Source organism: Dictyoglomus sp., assembly GCF_049968615.1.
GTDB lineage: Bacteria > Dictyoglomota > Dictyoglomia > Dictyoglomales > Dictyoglomaceae > Dictyoglomus > Dictyoglomus turgidum.
The window spans coordinates 33,961-51,040 of sequence record NZ_JBMFQK010000002.1 but is presented as its reverse complement, the minus strand read 5'-3'; the positions used below and the strand labels follow the sequence as shown (position 1 = coordinate 51,040).

The window sequence follows — 17,080 nt, the reverse complement described above, 5'->3', positions numbered from 1 at the left end:
CTTGCCTTCTTATAGATATGTAGCAAAAGATCTCCAAGGGAAAATATATAAAGGTATATTAGAAGCTTCTTCTGAAAGAGAATTAAGAAAACTTTTAAAGGCAAGAAAATTATATGTAGTTTCTATAAAAAAAGAAACGGGACTTTGGAAAACCCTCACTTATAAGAAAAAAGTTACCCTTCCTGAATTAGTACTTTTTACTTCTCAATTTGCCACTCTCCTTAGATCTGGGATTATCTTAACTGAGTGTTTATCAACCCTTGCATCTCAAACTGATAATGCCTACTTTAAAGATGTACTCCTTGATGTGAGAAAGAATGTAGATGCTGGGTTGAGCCTTTCTGAAGCCCTATCTAAATATCCTGATGTATTCCCAAAAATATTTATAAGCCTTGTGAGAACAGGAGAGGTTACAGGAAGCCTTGATGTAATGTTGGATAGACTTTCCAAATATTTTGATTCCCAACATGAGCTTAGAGAGAAAATAAAATCTGCAACTACCTATCCCACCATTGTTATAATTGCAGCCATAGTGGTGGTAATCTTTATGTTGACTTTTGTGGTCCCAACCTTCCAAAGAATTTATGGAAGAACCAATGTTCCTCTTCCTTTTCCTACAAGAATTACCATTTTTCTTGGCAATTTTGTAAAAAATAATATCTTGATTATATTAGTCCTTTTAGCTCTTCTTATTGCGGGAGCAAGACAAAGTTTAAGAAACAAAAAAATAAAAAGATGGTGGGATGAAAATAAGTTGAAAATCCCTAAGATAGGAAAATTATGGAGACAAGTGCTTCTTACAAGATTTTCTGGTACCTTTTATGTCCTTCTCACAGGAGGTATTTTGATAACCCAATCTTTGGAAATATTAGAGGATGTAATAGGAAATCTATATTTTTCAGAACATTTAAGAAAAATGCTCTCGGGAGTCCTCGAGGGAAGAAACCTATCGGATATGATGGATGAAGAAGTTTTTACTCCTCTCTTAAAACAGATGGTAGTAATAGGGGAGAGAAGTGGTAGACTTGATACCATGTTAGAAGAATATACAAAATTTGCAGAAAGAGAAATAGATATAGCTACAAAAAGACTTACCGCTATGATTGAGCCTGCCTTGACCATATTCTTGGGGGTTGTGGTATTCTTTATTGCCATCTCCATGTATCTTCCCATGTTCAATATGGTAAGACTCTTTAGAAGATAAATTGAAAGTTATTAAAAATGTGTTATAATAAAAAAAATTTTAAAAATATAATAAGTACGAAAGGAGGTGAATAATTTTGAAGAACAGTAAAGGTTTCTCCCTTTTAGAACTCTTAGTAGTAATTGCAATTTTAGGAATTCTCGTAGCTATTGCTCTACCAAGATATTTTGATGCAGTAGCAGACGCAAAGAGAGCAGCTCAAAAATCTAACGTAGCAATTATAAGAACAAGCCTTGAATATTATAGAAACAAAAATAATAAATATCCACAATTAACAGAATTCAATTCATTTATATCAAGCCAAACCTATTTTGCAGAACCTCTTGTATGTCCATATAACAACAAAACTTATTCAGTAGTTGATCTTACAGAAACCTCTACATACTGGGGAACATCAGGTAATGAACATTATCTAGGATATACAAGCACAGATAACTCATATACTTTAGTCTATACTGCTCCTTAAAAAACTACAACCCGGGGAGTTTCCCCGGGTTTTTATTAAATTTAGTAAATGAAGATTTTCTCAATCTTTTCCATTAGAAGATACAAGAGAGGTATAATTTATGTTATACTTATCAGTGTTCTTCTTTTTTCGTTATCCATGCTTTTTCACATCTTCTATTGGCTAAGGGTAAACACTTTTATTTTATCCCATGAAGTTATTATAAATTCCAAATATGCTTTGGAATTATCTATAACTAAAGGAGAAAGAATAATATATTCCTTTGAATATTCACCTAAACTAAATACTATACTTTTTTATTGGATTTATGGAGAAAAAAGTAAAAAAGTATATCTTCAACCTCAGCTTTTACCTTCGGAAATAAAGGGGATAAGTCCTACAAATACTTATACTTTTTATTTTGACAATGGGAATTTATATCCTGAAGGAGAGATTCTTTTTTCTACGTATTTTTATAAAAAAGGAGTAAAGTTTTATAAAAACGGAAGAGTTGTTTTTGTGGACAAATGATTACTCTTGTGTAATATTTATTTTTTTATTAAAATTAAAAATATGAAAAGGGGTTTTAGCTTCATTGAGGTTATTGTAATAGTTAGCATTCTTGCTATTCTGCTTGTAATAGCTCTTATATCCTTTAGATCTTCGCCTGACAAAAAACTGATTTTGGAGAACATAGTAAACCAATTTAAAGAAGATATTAGATTCGTAAGACAAAGGGCAATTATAAATAAAACTACTTGGACTCTATCTCTAATACCTTCTTCCACCTCCACCTATACCACTTATACTTCTTATACTTTTTTAGATGATAAAAATAAAACGGTCTTAAGAACTCTAACAAATCTTGATCAAGTAACATCTACAGCAACTCTTTTTTCCTTTGACAAAGATGGAATTTTTACAGGGGATGCTTTGGAAACTTCTGCTACTTTAACTTTTCAAATTGAAACCTATTCTGCCACAATAAGGATAAACCCTATGGGCTATATTGAGGTTACAGGATTATGAGGAAAGGTTTAACCTTTTTAGAGGTTCTTATTGCAGTACTTCTTTTAGGTATTATTATGTCGTCAGTAGGTGTTGCAATCTCTTACATATTAAGAGCTGATGAGTATGAAAACATGATGAATATCTGTTTATATCTTACGGAAAAGAAATTAGAAGAATATAGAAAAGCAGTTCTTGCCAATTGGAACATTTCTTTTACTTACTCAGGAAACTTTGCAAATATTGGATATACTGATTTTTTTTACAGTCTAACGGTATTTAATACTACCTATTCTTTAAAACAAATATTTTTACAAGTATGGAAAGAGGAAAACAATAATAATAAATTAGATGATTTTGAGCCAGAGACTATAATTATTACTTATATTTCAAGAAGGAATTAGTATGAAAAAGGGATTAACTTTTATTGAGATTTTAATAACCATACTTATATTAGGGCTTATAGCCATCTTGCTGGTAAATATTTTTTTTAATACTAACGGGTTGTTCTCACAAAAGTTGCAAGAAAGAGAGTCAATAAGTAATCTTCAAATCATTATAGATAAACTTACAAGGGATATAAGACAAGCAAAAGAAGTTTTAGATATAGGTTCTTCTACTCAAACTCTGGGTTACGTAGTTTTATCTTTTCCCTCAGGAGATCAAAGTACTTATTCTTATACTTATTACAACGGAAAGTATTATTTTACTGTTGATGGAGAAATTCTTGCAGGGCCTATAAAAGAAATAATATTTACAGGACTTGATGATAACTTGACATATACCATGTTAACTTCCTCTATAAGAACCCTCTCCATAAGTGTTACTATGGACGATGGAAGGTATATGAGTACTATGGTGGCTTTGAGACCTCAAATAGTTCCTCAAATTACAGGAATATTCATCTCCGAGATCATGTATTATCCTGCTCTAAGAGATAGACAAGGAAATAATGTAAATGAGAACCTAATGGAGTTTATAGTAATTAACAATGCAACTAATTCTCCGCTAAATCTTTTTAATTGGAAGATTAATAACCATGCAATATCTAACACTAGAAGTGGTACTTATACGGTACCAGCCTATGGTTGCGCTATTATAGGGGTTTCAGGCTCAAACTTATCCACTCATTATTTTGTTCCCAAGAATTATATTATCCTTGAAGTAGCTGATGCATATTTAGGTCAGGGGAACAACCCCCTAAACAATAATAGTGATACATTAGTACTTCAAGATAGTAATAATGTAACTATAGATAAATTAACTTATAGTAGTAGCTGGGGAGGACAACCTCAAGGAAATAGATATTACTCTTTGGTAAGAAAAAGCATACAAAATCCCTCTCAGGATCCATCTAATTGGATAAGTAGTATCTTTAAGAATTACTCTGTTCAAAATATTGATGTATATTGCCTTGTTCCTCCCGTTTTAATAAACGAAATAATGTATTATCCAGCTCCTTATGATAAAAATCGAAGATCTAGAAATGAAAGAGATATGGAATTTATAGAAATATACAACGCCTCAAATCAGACTATTAATATTCGAAACTGGCGAATAAACGGCAATACATTATCTAACCTTGTTTCTGGAAACTGGGATCTTTCTCCAGGAAGTTATGCAATAATAGGAGGAAGTTGGTCTAGATTAAATAATTATTATAATTTACCGGCAGGTACTACTTACATAAAAGTGAATAACAGGGGGCTTGGTGCAGGTGGAATAGAGCTTTCTGATAGTGGAGCAACTATAACCTTGTCCGATGCTAATAACTTGGTTGTAGATCAGGTAAGTTATTCCTATACTTGGGGAGGCTCTCCTTCAAGTTCTGGAAATTATAGGAATTATTATTCTCTTGAAAGGGGAAAGTGGGATGCATCTCCTAATGATCCTTCTAATTGGGGAAGTAGTAGCAATTTAAATTATTCTGTTTTTATTAATCCTTTAACTTATTATGTATATTGCACTCCGGGAGGAAAGAATTCCAATTCACCATGAATAAAGGCCAAATTCTTATTACAGTTTTATTAATTATTGCCATGTTGAGTCTTATCTTCTCAGGACTTATCATCTTCTGGGAAGGTAATATATCTAAGGTCTCCGCCCAGATTGCGGAAAAGCAATCTCTCTATTTGGCAGAAGGTATGGCTGAGATGGCTATTTATAGTTTAATCTGGTTTACTGGTATTCCTACCTATACCACTTTTGGTCCTATAACTTTTTCCTATACTAATTTTTACGGTATTGCAAAATCTGATTTTACTTATAGTCCTACAGAGAGCTCCTTTATAATAACTTCTAATGCAATTGTTACTGTTATATATACTGGACAAACTTATACCTATTATAGGTCCTTAAGATTAGAAGGGATAAGAATTGGAACTTCGGTTCCTTATTCTCTTACTATAATAAACTGGGTGGAGGAGTAATATGATTGGAATTCAATGGCTTAATGGAAAATTAAGGATTGCGAGGATTTCTAAAAAAGGAAAAAAAGTAGAGCTGAGAGATTATATTGAAGTAGAAATTCCTACGGGAGATTTTTGGAATAGAGGATTAGAAGAAGTAAATTTAGTTAAAGAGAGAATTGAGAAGGTCTTTAGGGAAAACAAAATAAAAGACAAAGAAATTGTTATGCTTTTTGAAAGCAAAGATATATCTCTAAGGACCTCAGAATACCCTTATATGTCTATAAAAGAGCTTGAAATGGCAATTCTTGATGACCTTGAAGAGTATCAAGCCTTTGATGAAAATTATAGTCTGTTTACCTTTTCCATGCTTGATCAGGATAAAAGTAAGATAAGAACTACTGTGGCCACAATTCCTAAGGTAATAGTTAATACTTGGGAGAGCATCTTTAAGAATTTAGGATGTAAGCTTGTTTCTTTTGAGCCATCTTTTGTCTCAGGGACAAGGTATATTCTTTGGTCGGGTAAAAATAAGTATCCCAATGGAATTATATTTATAGGTAATGAGACCACAGATTTAGTTTTTATAAAGGAAAAAAAGATTAATTCTATTATAAACTTAAGTGTGGGAATTAATGATTTCTATAACTTAGATGAACTATCCTTTGATACTACCTTTTTAAGCTGGCAAGAAGAGTTGATTACTTATTTAAACAGTGCTTTTTATGAACTTGGAGATAAAAATATAGTAATATTTGGAGAAGATGAAAGATATTTTAAGGTTGCAGAGAATTTTGTAAAAAATCTATCCTTAGATTACAAAGTAGATATCATAGAAAATCTCAATATTTCCCTTTTGGGAACAGCATTGTATGACGTAAATATACTAAGGATCAATTTTATAAAAGAGAGGATTCTTATAGATAGAGAATTAATCATAAGATCCCTTATTTCCTTTCTTCTTGCTCTTTCTTTAATCTTTCCTATAAATTTCTATTTTGATTTAAAAATTAGAGATTTGGATAGGAAAATAAACTATCTACAAAGCGAAATTCTCAAATACAATGATCAAATTTCTAATTTGAGGAAAGAAGTTGACAATCAAAATGCAATGGTACAAATACTAGAAAAATGGCTTGAAGAAAGATCTGCAGTATCTCTTCCTTTTATTTTTCTTTCCGACTTAAGATATTTTATCCCTAAAAATGTATGGCTTACAGCTCTTGATATTGGAATTGATAAAAAATTAATTATAGAGGGATACAGTCTTGATACCGAAGGAGTTGCGGATTTTTTGCTTGCATTGTCTCGTTATGAGAGGATTAAAAGTATTAAATTAGAAAGCGCTATTTTAGAAATTATGGAAAATAAGGAAGTACAAAAATTTAGGGTGGTGGGGTATATAAAATGAGAAACAAAATACATCTATACATTTTTACCATCGTTTTACTTCTTGGCTTGATTTTATTTGTAATGCCAAAATATTCTCAGGTAAGTAAGAAAGAAAGGGAGTATAACACAAAAAGATTAGAGTTAGAAAATGCCATAGAAAGCATAGCCACATTAAGGGATACCTTAAATAAAATAGAAGAAAGAAGAAGGGTTATTTTTGCGGAGAGAAATCTTCTTTTTTTAAGAGAAGAGGAAATTCCCATATTTTTTAAAGATCTGAGCATAGTGATAAAAAGAAACAAAATAACGAGCTTTGAGATAAAACCTTCTGATTTTGAGGAGATACAAGATCTTCCTGAAAATTTCCCTTTGAAGCTCAAAAAATTGCCTATTAACTTAAAGCTCATAGGAAATTACAATCAATTTATAGACTTCTTTAGGGATCTTTATGACGAGAGTTATCCTATAAGCTTTAATCAAGTTCAACTCATGAGTAGCGAGAACCTGTTAACTCTTAATGTAATTTTTGACGTATATGTCCTTGAAGGAGGGGAATAATATGAAGAAGATAGACTATTTATTAAGTACTTTTCTAATTGCCTCCTTAGGATTAAATACTTATCTTGTAGTTAATGTTGACAGACTCTTAAGGGAGGATTTTGAAGAGATAGTATTAGCAAAAAAAATATCCTTTGTTAAACAAGATGCAGAAAAAATAGAAGATATTAAGGCAATAAAAACTATGGATGGCATTAGAAAAAATTATAGGTTATCTTTAGGAAGAGATGATCCTTTTAAACCACTAATAAAAGTGGAAAAAGAAAAGATTAGTATCAAGAATTCTGTATCCACTGATAAGACTGTTCCAAAGGTTGTATCTGAACTTGAAAAGCCACCCTTTATCTTAAGAGGAATACTAAAGGGAGAGTATAGCGAAGTAGCAATTTTAGAAAGAGTTGGAAGGGAAGAGAGTTTTGTGGTTGAAAAAGGTAAAGAAATAGATGGATATCATATAATTAAGCTTGATATTAACAATAACACTATTACTCTACGCAAAAATAATAAAGACTACATCCTGAAATTAGTAGGAGATAGGTAATTCCTCTAAGAATACCGTTCCATTGAAGGTAACGTCTCTTGTTCTTACTATATTTTGATACCTTCTTTGAATGCTTAAAGAAACTTGCACCTGTTGAATATTTGTATTTCTTGAAGGAATAGTATCGGTATAAGTAGTTAAAGAGTATGTATTGTTTGACGGATCCAGAGTACTATAATCAATTACATAATAGCTTACAGTAAAGCCGTTGGGTACTATGTAATCCGCAATTATTTTTGGAAATTCTCCAGAAGTAAAGGTTATATTTGTAGGATAATTAGTGATTTTTCCTATCTTTAGAGTCTTAGATGTGCCTGTAAAAGCGACAGTAATGGTATAAGTAGCGTATTGAGGGCTCCAATTTATAAATTTTCTATAATATAAAAGCATTCTTGCATTTGGAAGAGCACTATCTGTAGGAACTCTTGGTCTTGTTAAGTAGACATTTAAAAAGTAACCTCCTGAGGAGGCAGGGGTGATTGTAAGAAGTTTATCATAACCAATTCTTTCATTTATATTAAGATTAAAATTTGAACTATCGGAAAGCCTTATATTTACATTTGGAGGATATATAAAAATACTCTTTAGCACAGAATCAAGGATGTTGGTTTTTGCTGAATTAAGATACTCGTATATTTCTCTATCAAGTTTTTGAGAAATAAAATCCCTCTGTACCGACATCCATATGGCGAAGGTTACTGCAAGTATAATAAATAGTATGAAGAGAGAAATGATTAATTCAACTAAGCTCATTCCTTTTTTCATGGTCTTGTAACTACCCCCGCAAGTTCTGCCAAAGGATTTTCATACCTTTTTGGCGGTGCACCACTTCCAGGCTTATGTATACTGGTATTAATTTCTCCATTTGGCTTCGCATAGTACACCCTCACCGTAATTCTCTTCATTATAGCAATAGAAGATCCCGGACTTTGATAATCTTTGACAAGAAATTGTACTACATATTTAGGTGCTCCATTTACCTTAGGAATGTTATAAAAATCCGTATATAGTCTGTCATTTTCAGGTGGATCTGCAGGAATTGCAGGTCTTATGGTAGGTATTGCAGGGATTGCTCTTGTACTATTTACTTCATTTTCTACTAATGCATCAAAGTTTGCTTCGCTACTTCCCGCCCAAATTTTTGTTGTCTCAATAATATTTTTGGCAATATCCTGAGCTTCAGCTCTATCTCTTGCTCTTTTGTTTAAGGCATAGCTCCAAATAGTAGCCCCCGTTAAACTAAGTACTAATATCATCAAGATAATGGTGAATACCACTACCCCCACTAAAGATTGTCCTTTTTCCTTATCTATTCTCACACCATCACCCCCCAAGATTTTATTCTACAAACTCCACAAAGGGAGGATAAGGACCCTTTTCAGGTGTGTTATTAATATTTAAAGTGTTGGTTGACTTAACTGTGCTTTCAATCTCCAAATTTATATCCTTTTCCACTCTTTCCTTCATCTCCTTTGGTGATGTATATTCATTGAAATTCCTAATTGAAAATATTTTAAAGATCAATATGACTATGAAAATAGCTATACTTATAATTAACAAAACTTTGTCAATATTTTTTATTTCCATATTTCCCTCCAAGAGTCAATGGAAATCCATCTTTGGGTTTGAGGATTGCCTTCTTGTATAGTTCTTCCTGTGGTTGGGAAATAGGGTGGAGCATAGCCTGATCTCATTCTATAATCGTACCAAAAATCTCTACCATAACCACTTGTTGGAATTGGGTTTCCATTTCTGTCTGTGGAAAAGGTACCAAAAGCTCCATAGTTTTTAGAGATAATACCTCCTAAAAGATGTACATCCCCAGCTGGGGGTCTCGTGCTATAATTTGCTACCTGTACCACACCGTTTGGAGCCATAAGTACTGCATGAATATTGGGATCTCCCAATACATTTCCACTACTATCTTTTGGATCAATAATTATATTGCCAGTTTCTGCAAGAAGTCCGAGCACATTTACAGCATCTGGATTGTTTCTTGGATCATCCTCATAGGTCAAATGATTTGTAATGGTAATGTTACTTTTAGCAACCACTGTAATCCTTTGATCTTTCTGTACCATACCTTTTATACTTGTGACATTTCCATTAACATAAATAACTCCATTAGGGGCTTTATTTATCTCTATAATTTGATTTCCTATTTTTACATAGGTTTTGTTATTTTCAACATCAACTGTAAATACATAAGTACTCGATCCCTGGGTTATAGTATAAACTGATCTACCCAAGGAATCCTTTCCAAATTCTATACTGGCATCACCCTGTATATATATTCCACCGCCATTGGCTATAGTTATGGTATATATTCCGTTAGGAGGGGCAGTGTTTCCAGGAGGCAGTCCAAGATAGTTTCTTATTACCGAATAAGTGGGACTGTACGTAGGAAAATTATCATTTGGAAAGTAGGAAAGGGCAGCATAAAGCTGAGTATAAGCTACAGTAGGAAGATTGATTGCAGGAGCTCCCCTTGTAAATCCCTTCGCAAAATAAGGGATATCTCTCGGAGGATTGCTATCTGCTGCAAGTTGTCTTGGATTTCCACCATTATAGAAGTATGCGGTTGTAGCTACCGATGAAACTTCATCAAAAAATTGTGGAGTATAAGCAAAAGCAAATTGTCCATTAGTATGAACAGGTCCATAGAACTTTGTTCTATCAGTAAACCAGACCCTTGAACCATCGCTCATTAAGTGTCTATCGGTAAACAATGCAAACCTAGCAAAATTTTCCTTTCTTAGCACTCCTTCGATTTTTCCCGTGACGGTAACTTGAAGGGTTATGGTAGGATTAAAATTTACTTTTTGTCCGAGACAGGTTATAGTATATACATAAGTATAGCTAACTTCGTCGGTTGTTCCACCTCTTGTTATTGCAGTGTAGTTTGCTAAACTAAAAGAGTAATCTAAAATGGAGTAAACAGTATTAGGATCTACCTGGGAAGTATTTGTATAAATATAATTGATAGTATTAATAAAATTGGTATTATTTTTTGATAAAAGGGAGGATAAAAAATTCTCATCTATGTCTGTTAATTTTCTTCTTGTTAATTGATCTTTTAAGTAGTATCTTGCAGTGGTGAGAACGGTTTTAATTCCTACTTGAGTAGCGTATAGTACTTGATCTCTTGCTTGACTTCTACGGGTAAAGAAGGACTGTTCAATGGGGAAATTTACCACAAGAGCAATCAAAGCAGTTATAAAAATGGCAAAGGTTATAGCTGTTATCAGGCTAATATCACCCTTTTCCCCTTTTTTGATTCTCATTTGTTAACACTCCTTATTAAAAATTAAGATTTTTCTAAAATAAATTATACACCTAAAAACGTAAAAATAAACACAGTTATTTCCAAACTAATAGGGTTTGAAGTTTAGATTTGGTTTTTTAAGTTTTAAAATATATCTATAGAGATATTTTACCTGTTGCCATTATTTTAATTGAATAGGATAAATTTATACTCATACTCTTGCCTGTTATCACCACCCCATTATTGTCTATATTACTATCTGAATACAAAGTTCTACCACTTAATAAATTAACAATTTTAGCTTGTCCTCTAATTTCATTAGCATTTCCTCCAGCTTTAAACACAACCCCTAAATAATTTTTGCCGTTAATACTCACAGTAGGAGAAATAAATTGTAACTTTATATTCTTAGGCAGTTTTACAATTTTAAAATAACGAGAATTAGCATCTCCTGGTACAAAATGTATATTGTAAATTTGAGGATTTTGTAACATTCCATATTGCATGAACTCAATATAATACTCATCCTCTCCTATGTAGGCAATAAGATCTTGCTGCTGAACAATTGCCTTTTCTCTTGCAATCCTTAAATCTTGAGCAAGTTGCCACATTATATTTTCCAAAGTCTTTCTCTCATAGAAATTTCTTAGAGTTGGAATACTCGCTATTGCAATAATGGCTAAAACTGCAATGACAATATATAACTCTATTAGACTGAACCCTTTTCTCATAGCTCGGTCCTTACATCTTTATATTTATAATAGGATTTAGAGAGCTTACATAATTCTCAGAAACAGTCTTAGTTATAATCTCTGCCCATCTGTTTCTTAATACTTTTCCTGAAGAGGAAAAGGCTTCAAAAGAAACATTAACATACTTCAATGGCTCTCCCATCAATGGTGGTGGAGAAATAGTATTATTAGCGAGTCTGTTATCATAAACAATATTTTGGCTCCCGTTGAAGGTAACTCCTTGAGTACTTCCATAACCACCTCCAATAACAGCTCCAAATATGGTAGAGTTTCCATTAAAGGTAATGTTACTGTATGGAGCATACATTAAACCGTGATATTCTACGTTTCCATTAACTACTATTCCTCCATTTGTTCCTTGCCCTAAGGAGACAAGAGCTGAAATACTTTTATCGTCAAGATATTTAATTCTTTGTGCTCCATTGAATTGAATCTTCTTGGTTGATATTATGGTTCCTGAGCCTTTTATCTTAACTGTTCCGTTAAAAATTACATCTCCATTTACCCAAATAACTCCAGGAGAATTAAACTCAAGGGTACAATCACCATTAAAAGTGAGATCTCCATTAACATATAGAGCTACAGGAGGATTAGATGAGGTGGAGTTTATTTTTACATTTCCAGTTGCATTTAAGGTCAAGCTACCGTCTATGTAATAAGGAACGTTTGTTCCATCATATTTTCTTCCATTTACTATAAGGGTATAGTTACTATAAGTAGATAGTGATCCTTTTTGGATTGCACCGTAAGAACTTGCTATCTGTTTTATTTGTTCCTCTAAGGGAAGGGGAATTTCTGGTAATGATTCCTTTTGGTTGTAAATTATTTGTCCTTGAATATATGGTGCTCCAGTTATAGTGATAGGATTTACCTCTTGAGGCTGTGAAGTTATCAGATTCCCATATATTCTTGGATTTCCATTTAAAACTATATTTCCATCTACATATAAATCTCCATTAGTATATGTAGGTGTATAGGTTCCATTTGGAGATATGTTGCCTGAGTATATATTTAAGGCTCCATTTATGGTTAAGCGATTTCCAGACCAAACTGCATGATTAAAAGCAGGAGGTGTTATATTGTTAGTATAATCCTTAATAATCTGGGCTAAGATGCTTCCAATTTTGGCAGAAGAATAGATAGATCTAATTCTATTTGGACTGCTTAAATAGTAGGCTGTAATTCTTATCTGAAACTCGCCATTACTTCCATTATCATCATTGTATTGCACATTTGTTCTTATTACTATCCATCGAGAATTTATTTTAAAATTATAATCAAGGTCAGAAAGCCTATAAACGTTGCTTGAATAAAACTCCTGCAGCAATGTACTCCCATTTATTTCAGATAAGTTAGGAACTAAATAATATATCCCATTACTATTTAATCCAACTACTTTATACAGCCTTTTATCAGATAAATCGTATAAATATGTTCCATAATTGTCTAAAATATCCCATAATGATCCAGGAGTTTTATTCGCTTGAATATAATTACTATAACTTGCTCCTATATCCTGATAGGGATTTAAGCTGTTGTTTAAATTAACTACTTCGCCACCATTAATTTTTGAGAGCAAAAAGCTCAAAACGTAATATGCTGATGCTTTTTTAATCATGTTTTCATCAGTTAATTTTGTAGATATGATACTCAGGTTTTTATAAATATCTGAATTAACATTACGGGCAGATAGAGATAAAAATTTAGGGAAATCACTTATAGTAAGGAGTGTGTTATCAAGCATTAAATCACAAGCGACAAGGAGATTATCTGACATTTTTTCTTCACTAAAAAGGGTATCCTTGGTTAGGGCTGTATTAAGAAGAGTTATTGAGATTCCAAGAAATATTAAACCCAAAACCAATACTAACACAATAGTAGAGTATCCTTTTTCTGTAATTTTAATCATATTAAACTCCCCCCAGTCAGAAAAGATTAATTTACTGTCTTAAAGAGATCAAAAAAATCCTGTACATATTTATTGTATTTCCGTAGGGAAGAAGAGACTCTGCGAAGATCTCCACCTCCACAACTTTTGGATCCCAATAAGGTCTTCTTATGATTATGTTTTTGAATACCTTATCAGTTAAAGGTTGACTGCTGATGACACTTTGATATGTAAATCCACCATCGGTAGATAGATTTAGACTATAAAGCACCTCTCTCATTCCTTTAGAGTTAGGAGCTCCAAAAGAGTAGATTATTTTTCTGATCTGATTTTTATCATCTCTAATATTGAATTCAATTAATTTATTTTGACTAAAATCAGCGAAGTTATCAGAATATGTAGAATATGCCGGAAAGGTTATAGTATAAGCCTGTCTTAACTCATTGGACAATTGTTGAATAAAAATATTTATATCATCAAGAATTTCATCATATACTTGTTGAGATCGAGATATTTGAAAAGAGTAGAGAAGAGCACCAAAAATAAGGGAGAAGATAATCATAAATATGACAATAACTATCAATGTTTCTATAAGAGTAAATCCCTTTTCTCCTTTCCTCATGTTATTCTCCCCAGGTCATTATTTGGCTTGATACCTCATAAGAATATTCTCTATTCCCATAAACCCAAAAAACTTTCACAAGAACATCATAAAATTGCACATGGTCTGGCTCGTTGGGGTATCTTTTTCTTGCCACTATTCGGGTAAGAACCCTAAAACCCTCATAATTTGTTGTGTTCTTTAGTAAATTACTATCATTTGTGTAGTGAGGATCATAATCAAAGGAAGTAGGATCAGTTTTTCGTGTGTCATCTGTGTAGATCTTTGGAGTATAATTTTCTTTTGCCCTAAAAATATATTTTGGTATATTTTTTGAGTACTTAATTATGGGGAGTAAGTTGGTGCTTTTATCTCTATTATTATTAAGATTGGGATCAGAAACTCCATAGGGTACAAAACCTTGTAATACAGAGTAAAAAGCTTGAGGATTATTGTTATAAGTTTGGTAGGGAAGGCTAGGGCTAATATTAATACTTAAAGGATTTCCATTTATGTCTACCAATCCAGGATAATAATGAGAAGAGTCATTTCCTAAAGTATAACTGTTTCCATAGCTTAAGCCATATTTAGCATCTATAATAGATCCTTTTTCAGGATTGTTTTGACAAGTTATGTTTCTTGCCCTTATATACTCCATTGTATAAAAAGCTATGTTTTTAGCTATTTCTGAAAGTTCAGTCTTTTTAATCTTCTCTCCAGAGGAGACAAAAACTGGAAGAGAAAAACTCATAATGATAAGTAGTATGGTCATACTAACGAGAAGTTCTACTAAGGAAAAGCCTTTCAAATTTTTAAATAAGCTCACATCTTTCCTCCGAACTGATATCTTTCTTATTTTAATTTATACCCAAAATTTTTAAAATTTATTCAATTAAAATTTATTCAACTATTTAAATAAAGAAAATTGACTTATTGTTCTATAACTTTACATAATATATATTATCGGAAGTAAAATAGAAAATTTGAAAATTCTTTTATAAATTTATCTCATACCCTCTTTACAAAAAAAACATACTATGATATCATTACTGACTAAAATAAATCCTAAAAATCAATGGCGATGAAGAGGAGTAGTACGTAATTTCCCATATTTACAGAGAGCCAGCATAAGGTGAAAGCTGGTAATATGGGATTACGGAACTCGCCTCGGAGCTGAGATCCTGAATGAGTAAAGTAGGGATCTCCGTATACCTGCGTTAAAGGTTAGAGTTGCCTTGAGTTCTTTAACTTGAGGCAAGAAAGGTGGTACCGTGGGAAAGCTTCTCACCCTTTATGGTTGAGAAGCTTTTATTTTAAGAAGGGAGGTAAAAAAAATGTTAATGACTGTTGCCGAAGCAATCATAAAGTATATGCAGGAAGAAGAAGGCATAGAAGTAATATTTGGATATCCAGGCGGCGCAGTAATAGGTTTTTATGATGCCCTTCATAATTCCACTCTAAAACATGTTCTGGTAAGGCATGAACAAGGTGCGGCTCATGCGGCAGACGGATATGCAAGATCTACCGGTAAGGTTGGAGTTTGCATAGCCACATCTGGTCCTGGTGCTACAAATCTCACCACTGGAATAGCTACTGCTTATATGGATTCGATACCAATCGTAGCTATAACAGGACAAGTTAAAACTTCTGCTATTGGAAAGGATTCTTTTCAAGAGGTAGATACAAGAGGCATAACCATGCCAATTACGAAGCACAATTATCTTATTACTAATCCCCACGAAGCTCTAAGAATCATAAAGGAAGCTTTTTATATTGCAAAAACAGGAAGAAAAGGTCCTGTACTTGTAGATATACCTTCAGATGTTTTCTTATCTAAAATAGAATATTCTGTCCCCTCAAAGGTTGACCTTTTGGGATATAAACCTAACTATGACCCTCATCCTTTGCAAATAAAAAGAGCTGCTCAGTTAATTAAGGAGGCAGAAAGACCAATAATTCTTGCAGGAGGTGGAGTGATAGCATCAGAAGCCTCACAAGAATTAATAAAATTTGCCGAGAAAATAAATGCTCCTGTGGTTACAAGTCTGATGGGAAAGGGTTCAATTCCGGAAACCCATGAACTGTCTTGCGGATTCATAGGAATGCATGGCGCAGCTTATGCAAGCTACGCGATTAATGATAGTGATCTTATTATTGCCATTGGCGTAAGATTTTCCGATAGATCTACGGGAAAAGTAGAAACCTTTGCCCCTAATGCCAAAATTATACACATAGATATTGATCCTGCTGAAATAGGTAAAAACGTTAATCCTTACGTTCCTATTGTGGCCGATGCTAAGAGAGCTCTAGAAAGACTTGTAGAAGTGGTTGAACCAAAGATAAATGCTATGTGGTGGGAGAAAATAAAGGAATGGAAAACCAAATATCCATTAAGATATAGAATGAGTAATGATATAATCAAACCTCAATATGTTATAGAAAGAATATATGAACTTACCAAGGGCGAAGCTATAGTAGTAACAGAAGTAGGACAAAATCAAATGTGGGCTGCTCAATATTATAAAGTGAAAAGGCCAAGACAATTTATAACATCTGGCGGACTTGGCACTATGGGGTTTGGATTTCCAGCGGCTATTGGAGCACAAATTGGTAATAGAGATAAAATTGTTATTGATATTGCTGGAGATGGAAGTATTCAGATGAATATTCAGGAGCTCGCCACAGCAGCCTCAGAGAGACTTCCAGTTAAGATTTTTATTCTTAATAACAGTTGCCTTGGTATGGTAAGACAATGGCAAGAATTATTTTATGAAAAAAGATATTCTTGTACTCTTCTTGATGTTGCTCCTAATTTTGAAAAACTCGCAGAGGCTTATGGAGCATACGGAAGAAGAGTTGAAAAAATAGAAGAATTAGATGAAGCCATTGAATGGGCATTAAATATTAATGATTCCCCTGTAATAGTAGACATCCAAGTTAATAGAGAAGAAAATGTATTTCCTATGATTCCTGCAGGCGGGTCTATTGACAAAATGCTTATTGATTAGAGGAGGCGAT

19 protein-coding genes and 1 other annotated feature are annotated in these 17,080 nt (G+C 32.9%); of the genes, 11 read left to right on the top strand and 8 right to left on the bottom strand.

Features of this window, described 5'->3' with window-relative positions; genetic code table 11:
- The first annotated feature begins 1 nt into the window (after position 1).
- The 10 genes from ACP5QL_RS02390 to ACP5QL_RS02345 all read left to right on the top strand — a co-directional run bounded on the left by ACP5QL_RS02390 (position 2) and on the right by ACP5QL_RS02345 (position 7,556).
- On the top strand, positions 2–1,204 hold the full coding sequence (locus ACP5QL_RS02390; RefSeq protein WP_272995279.1) for a type II secretion system F family protein: 1,203 nt from the start codon (positions 2–4) through the stop codon (positions 1,202–1,204).
- A 76-nt stretch (positions 1,205–1,280) separates the two neighbouring features.
- Complete coding sequence (locus ACP5QL_RS02385; RefSeq protein ID WP_272995277.1) at positions 1,281–1,670, top strand: type II secretion system protein; 390 nt, start codon at positions 1,281–1,283, stop codon at positions 1,668–1,670.
- Positions 1,671–1,718: 48 nt separating this feature from the next.
- On the top strand, positions 1,719–2,180 hold the full coding sequence (locus tag ACP5QL_RS02380; protein WP_272995275.1) for a hypothetical protein: 462 nt from the start codon (positions 1,719–1,721) through the stop codon (positions 2,178–2,180).
- A 42-nt stretch (positions 2,181–2,222) separates the two neighbouring features.
- On the top strand, positions 2,223–2,678 hold the full coding sequence (locus ACP5QL_RS02375) for a pilus assembly FimT family protein (RefSeq protein WP_428125203.1): 456 nt from the start codon (positions 2,223–2,225) through the stop codon (positions 2,676–2,678).
- Positions 2,675–3,061, top strand: coding sequence for a type II secretion system protein (locus ACP5QL_RS02370; protein WP_012583534.1), 387 nt, complete (start codon positions 2,675–2,677; stop codon positions 3,059–3,061). The genes ACP5QL_RS02375 and ACP5QL_RS02370 overlap by 4 nt, the downstream gene beginning before the upstream one ends.
- 1 nt (position 3,062) lies before the next feature.
- Positions 3,063–4,655, top strand: a complete 1,593-nt coding sequence (locus ACP5QL_RS02365; protein ID WP_428125199.1) for a lamin tail domain-containing protein — start codon at positions 3,063–3,065, stop codon at positions 4,653–4,655.
- Complete coding sequence (locus tag ACP5QL_RS02360) at positions 4,652–5,086, top strand: hypothetical protein (RefSeq protein WP_272995269.1); 435 nt, start codon at positions 4,652–4,654, stop codon at positions 5,084–5,086. The genes ACP5QL_RS02365 and ACP5QL_RS02360 overlap by 4 nt, the downstream gene beginning before the upstream one ends.
- A gap of 1 nt (position 5,087) precedes the next feature.
- A complete protein-coding gene (locus ACP5QL_RS02355; RefSeq protein ID WP_012583537.1) occupies positions 5,088–6,476 on the top strand; it encodes a PilN domain-containing protein in 1,389 nt (462 codons plus the stop codon).
- Positions 6,473–7,015, top strand: coding sequence for a hypothetical protein (locus tag ACP5QL_RS02350; protein ID WP_012583538.1), 543 nt, complete (start codon positions 6,473–6,475; stop codon positions 7,013–7,015). The genes ACP5QL_RS02355 and ACP5QL_RS02350 overlap by 4 nt, the downstream gene beginning before the upstream one ends.
- A gap of 1 nt (position 7,016) precedes the next feature.
- Positions 7,017–7,556, top strand: coding sequence for a hypothetical protein (locus tag ACP5QL_RS02345; protein WP_428125195.1), 540 nt, complete (start codon positions 7,017–7,019; stop codon positions 7,554–7,556).
- Here ACP5QL_RS02345 and ACP5QL_RS02340 read toward each other — a convergent pair.
- The 8 genes from ACP5QL_RS02340 to ACP5QL_RS02305 form a co-directional block, all read right to left on the bottom strand.
- Positions 7,539–8,321, bottom strand: a complete 783-nt coding sequence (locus ACP5QL_RS02340) for a prepilin cleavage protein (protein WP_273333545.1) — start codon at positions 8,319–8,321, stop codon at positions 7,539–7,541. The two genes, ACP5QL_RS02345 and ACP5QL_RS02340, sit on opposite strands and share 18 nt — an antisense overlap.
- Positions 8,318–8,875 carry a type IV pilus modification PilV family protein gene (locus tag ACP5QL_RS02335; RefSeq protein ID WP_012583541.1) on the bottom strand — a complete coding sequence of 186 codons (558 nt, stop codon included), beginning with the start codon at positions 8,873–8,875 and terminating at the stop codon, positions 8,318–8,320. The genes ACP5QL_RS02340 and ACP5QL_RS02335 overlap by 4 nt, the downstream gene beginning before the upstream one ends.
- 19 nt (positions 8,876–8,894) lie before the next feature.
- Complete coding sequence (locus ACP5QL_RS02330; protein ID WP_012583542.1) at positions 8,895–9,143, bottom strand: hypothetical protein; 249 nt, start codon at positions 9,141–9,143, stop codon at positions 8,895–8,897.
- Entirely contained in the window at positions 9,134–10,840 is a 1,707-nt protein-coding gene (locus ACP5QL_RS02325; protein WP_428125191.1) for a DUF4900 domain-containing protein, read from the bottom strand. The genes ACP5QL_RS02330 and ACP5QL_RS02325 overlap by 10 nt, the downstream gene beginning before the upstream one ends.
- A 136-nt stretch (positions 10,841–10,976) precedes the next feature.
- The gene (locus ACP5QL_RS02320) at positions 10,977–11,552 is read right to left on the bottom strand and encodes a prepilin-type N-terminal cleavage/methylation domain-containing protein (protein WP_012583544.1); all 576 of its coding nucleotides are present in this window, start codon (positions 11,550–11,552) and stop codon (positions 10,977–10,979) included.
- Positions 11,553–11,562: 10 nt separating this feature from the next.
- Positions 11,563–13,482, bottom strand: coding sequence for a DUF7305 domain-containing protein (locus ACP5QL_RS02315; protein ID WP_428125188.1), 1,920 nt, complete (start codon positions 13,480–13,482; stop codon positions 11,563–11,565).
- A 31-nt stretch (positions 13,483–13,513) separates the two neighbouring features.
- On the bottom strand, positions 13,514–14,083 hold the full coding sequence (locus ACP5QL_RS02310) for a PulJ/GspJ family protein (protein WP_428125186.1): 570 nt from the start codon (positions 14,081–14,083) through the stop codon (positions 13,514–13,516).
- Between the two features lies 1 nt (position 14,084).
- The gene (locus ACP5QL_RS02305) at positions 14,085–14,888 is read right to left on the bottom strand and encodes a prepilin-type N-terminal cleavage/methylation domain-containing protein (protein WP_428125184.1); all 804 of its coding nucleotides are present in this window, start codon (positions 14,886–14,888) and stop codon (positions 14,085–14,087) included.
- A 246-nt stretch (positions 14,889–15,134) separates the two neighbouring features.
- Positions 15,135–15,357 (top strand) — a binding site (T-box leader).
- A gap of 39 nt (positions 15,358–15,396) precedes the next feature.
- On the opposite strand from ACP5QL_RS02305, the gene ilvB reads away from it, so the two are divergent.
- A complete protein-coding gene (gene ilvB / locus ACP5QL_RS02300; protein WP_272995250.1) occupies positions 15,397–17,070 on the top strand; it encodes a biosynthetic-type acetolactate synthase large subunit in 1,674 nt (557 codons plus the stop codon).
- The last annotated feature ends 10 nt before the right edge of the window (positions 17,071–17,080 follow it).

Coding starts and splice junctions, on each gene's coding strand:
- ACP5QL_RS02380 (WP_272995275.1), top strand. CDS start 1,719: ATGAAGATTTTCTCAATCTTTTCCATTAGAAGATACAAGAGAGGTATA.
- ACP5QL_RS02375 (WP_428125203.1), top strand. CDS start 2,223: ATGAAAAGGGGTTTTAGCTTCATTGAGGTTATTGTAATAGTTAGCATT.
- ACP5QL_RS02370 (WP_012583534.1), top strand. CDS start 2,675: ATGAGGAAAGGTTTAACCTTTTTAGAGGTTCTTATTGCAGTACTTCTT.
- ACP5QL_RS02365 (WP_428125199.1), top strand. CDS start 3,063: ATGAAAAAGGGATTAACTTTTATTGAGATTTTAATAACCATACTTATA.
- ACP5QL_RS02360 (WP_272995269.1), top strand. CDS start 4,652: ATGAATAAAGGCCAAATTCTTATTACAGTTTTATTAATTATTGCCATG.
- ACP5QL_RS02355 (WP_012583537.1), top strand. CDS start 5,088: ATGATTGGAATTCAATGGCTTAATGGAAAATTAAGGATTGCGAGGATT.
- ACP5QL_RS02350 (WP_012583538.1), top strand. CDS start 6,473: ATGAGAAACAAAATACATCTATACATTTTTACCATCGTTTTACTTCTT.
- ACP5QL_RS02345 (WP_428125195.1), top strand. CDS start 7,017: ATGAAGAAGATAGACTATTTATTAAGTACTTTTCTAATTGCCTCCTTA.
- ACP5QL_RS02340 (WP_273333545.1), bottom strand. CDS start 8,321: ATGAAAAAAGGAATGAGCTTAGTTGAATTAATCATTTCTCTCTTCATA.
- ACP5QL_RS02330 (WP_012583542.1), bottom strand. CDS start 9,143: ATGGAAATAAAAAATATTGACAAAGTTTTGTTAATTATAAGTATAGCT.
- ACP5QL_RS02325 (WP_428125191.1), bottom strand. CDS start 10,840: ATGAGAATCAAAAAAGGGGAAAAGGGTGATATTAGCCTGATAACAGCT.
- ACP5QL_RS02320 (WP_012583544.1), bottom strand. CDS start 11,552: ATGAGAAAAGGGTTCAGTCTAATAGAGTTATATATTGTCATTGCAGTT.
- ACP5QL_RS02315 (WP_428125188.1), bottom strand. CDS start 13,482: ATGATTAAAATTACAGAAAAAGGATACTCTACTATTGTGTTAGTATTG.
- ACP5QL_RS02310 (WP_428125186.1), bottom strand. CDS start 14,083: ATGAGGAAAGGAGAAAAGGGATTTACTCTTATAGAAACATTGATAGTT.
- ilvB (WP_272995250.1), top strand. CDS start 15,397: ATGTTAATGACTGTTGCCGAAGCAATCATAAAGTATATGCAGGAAGAA.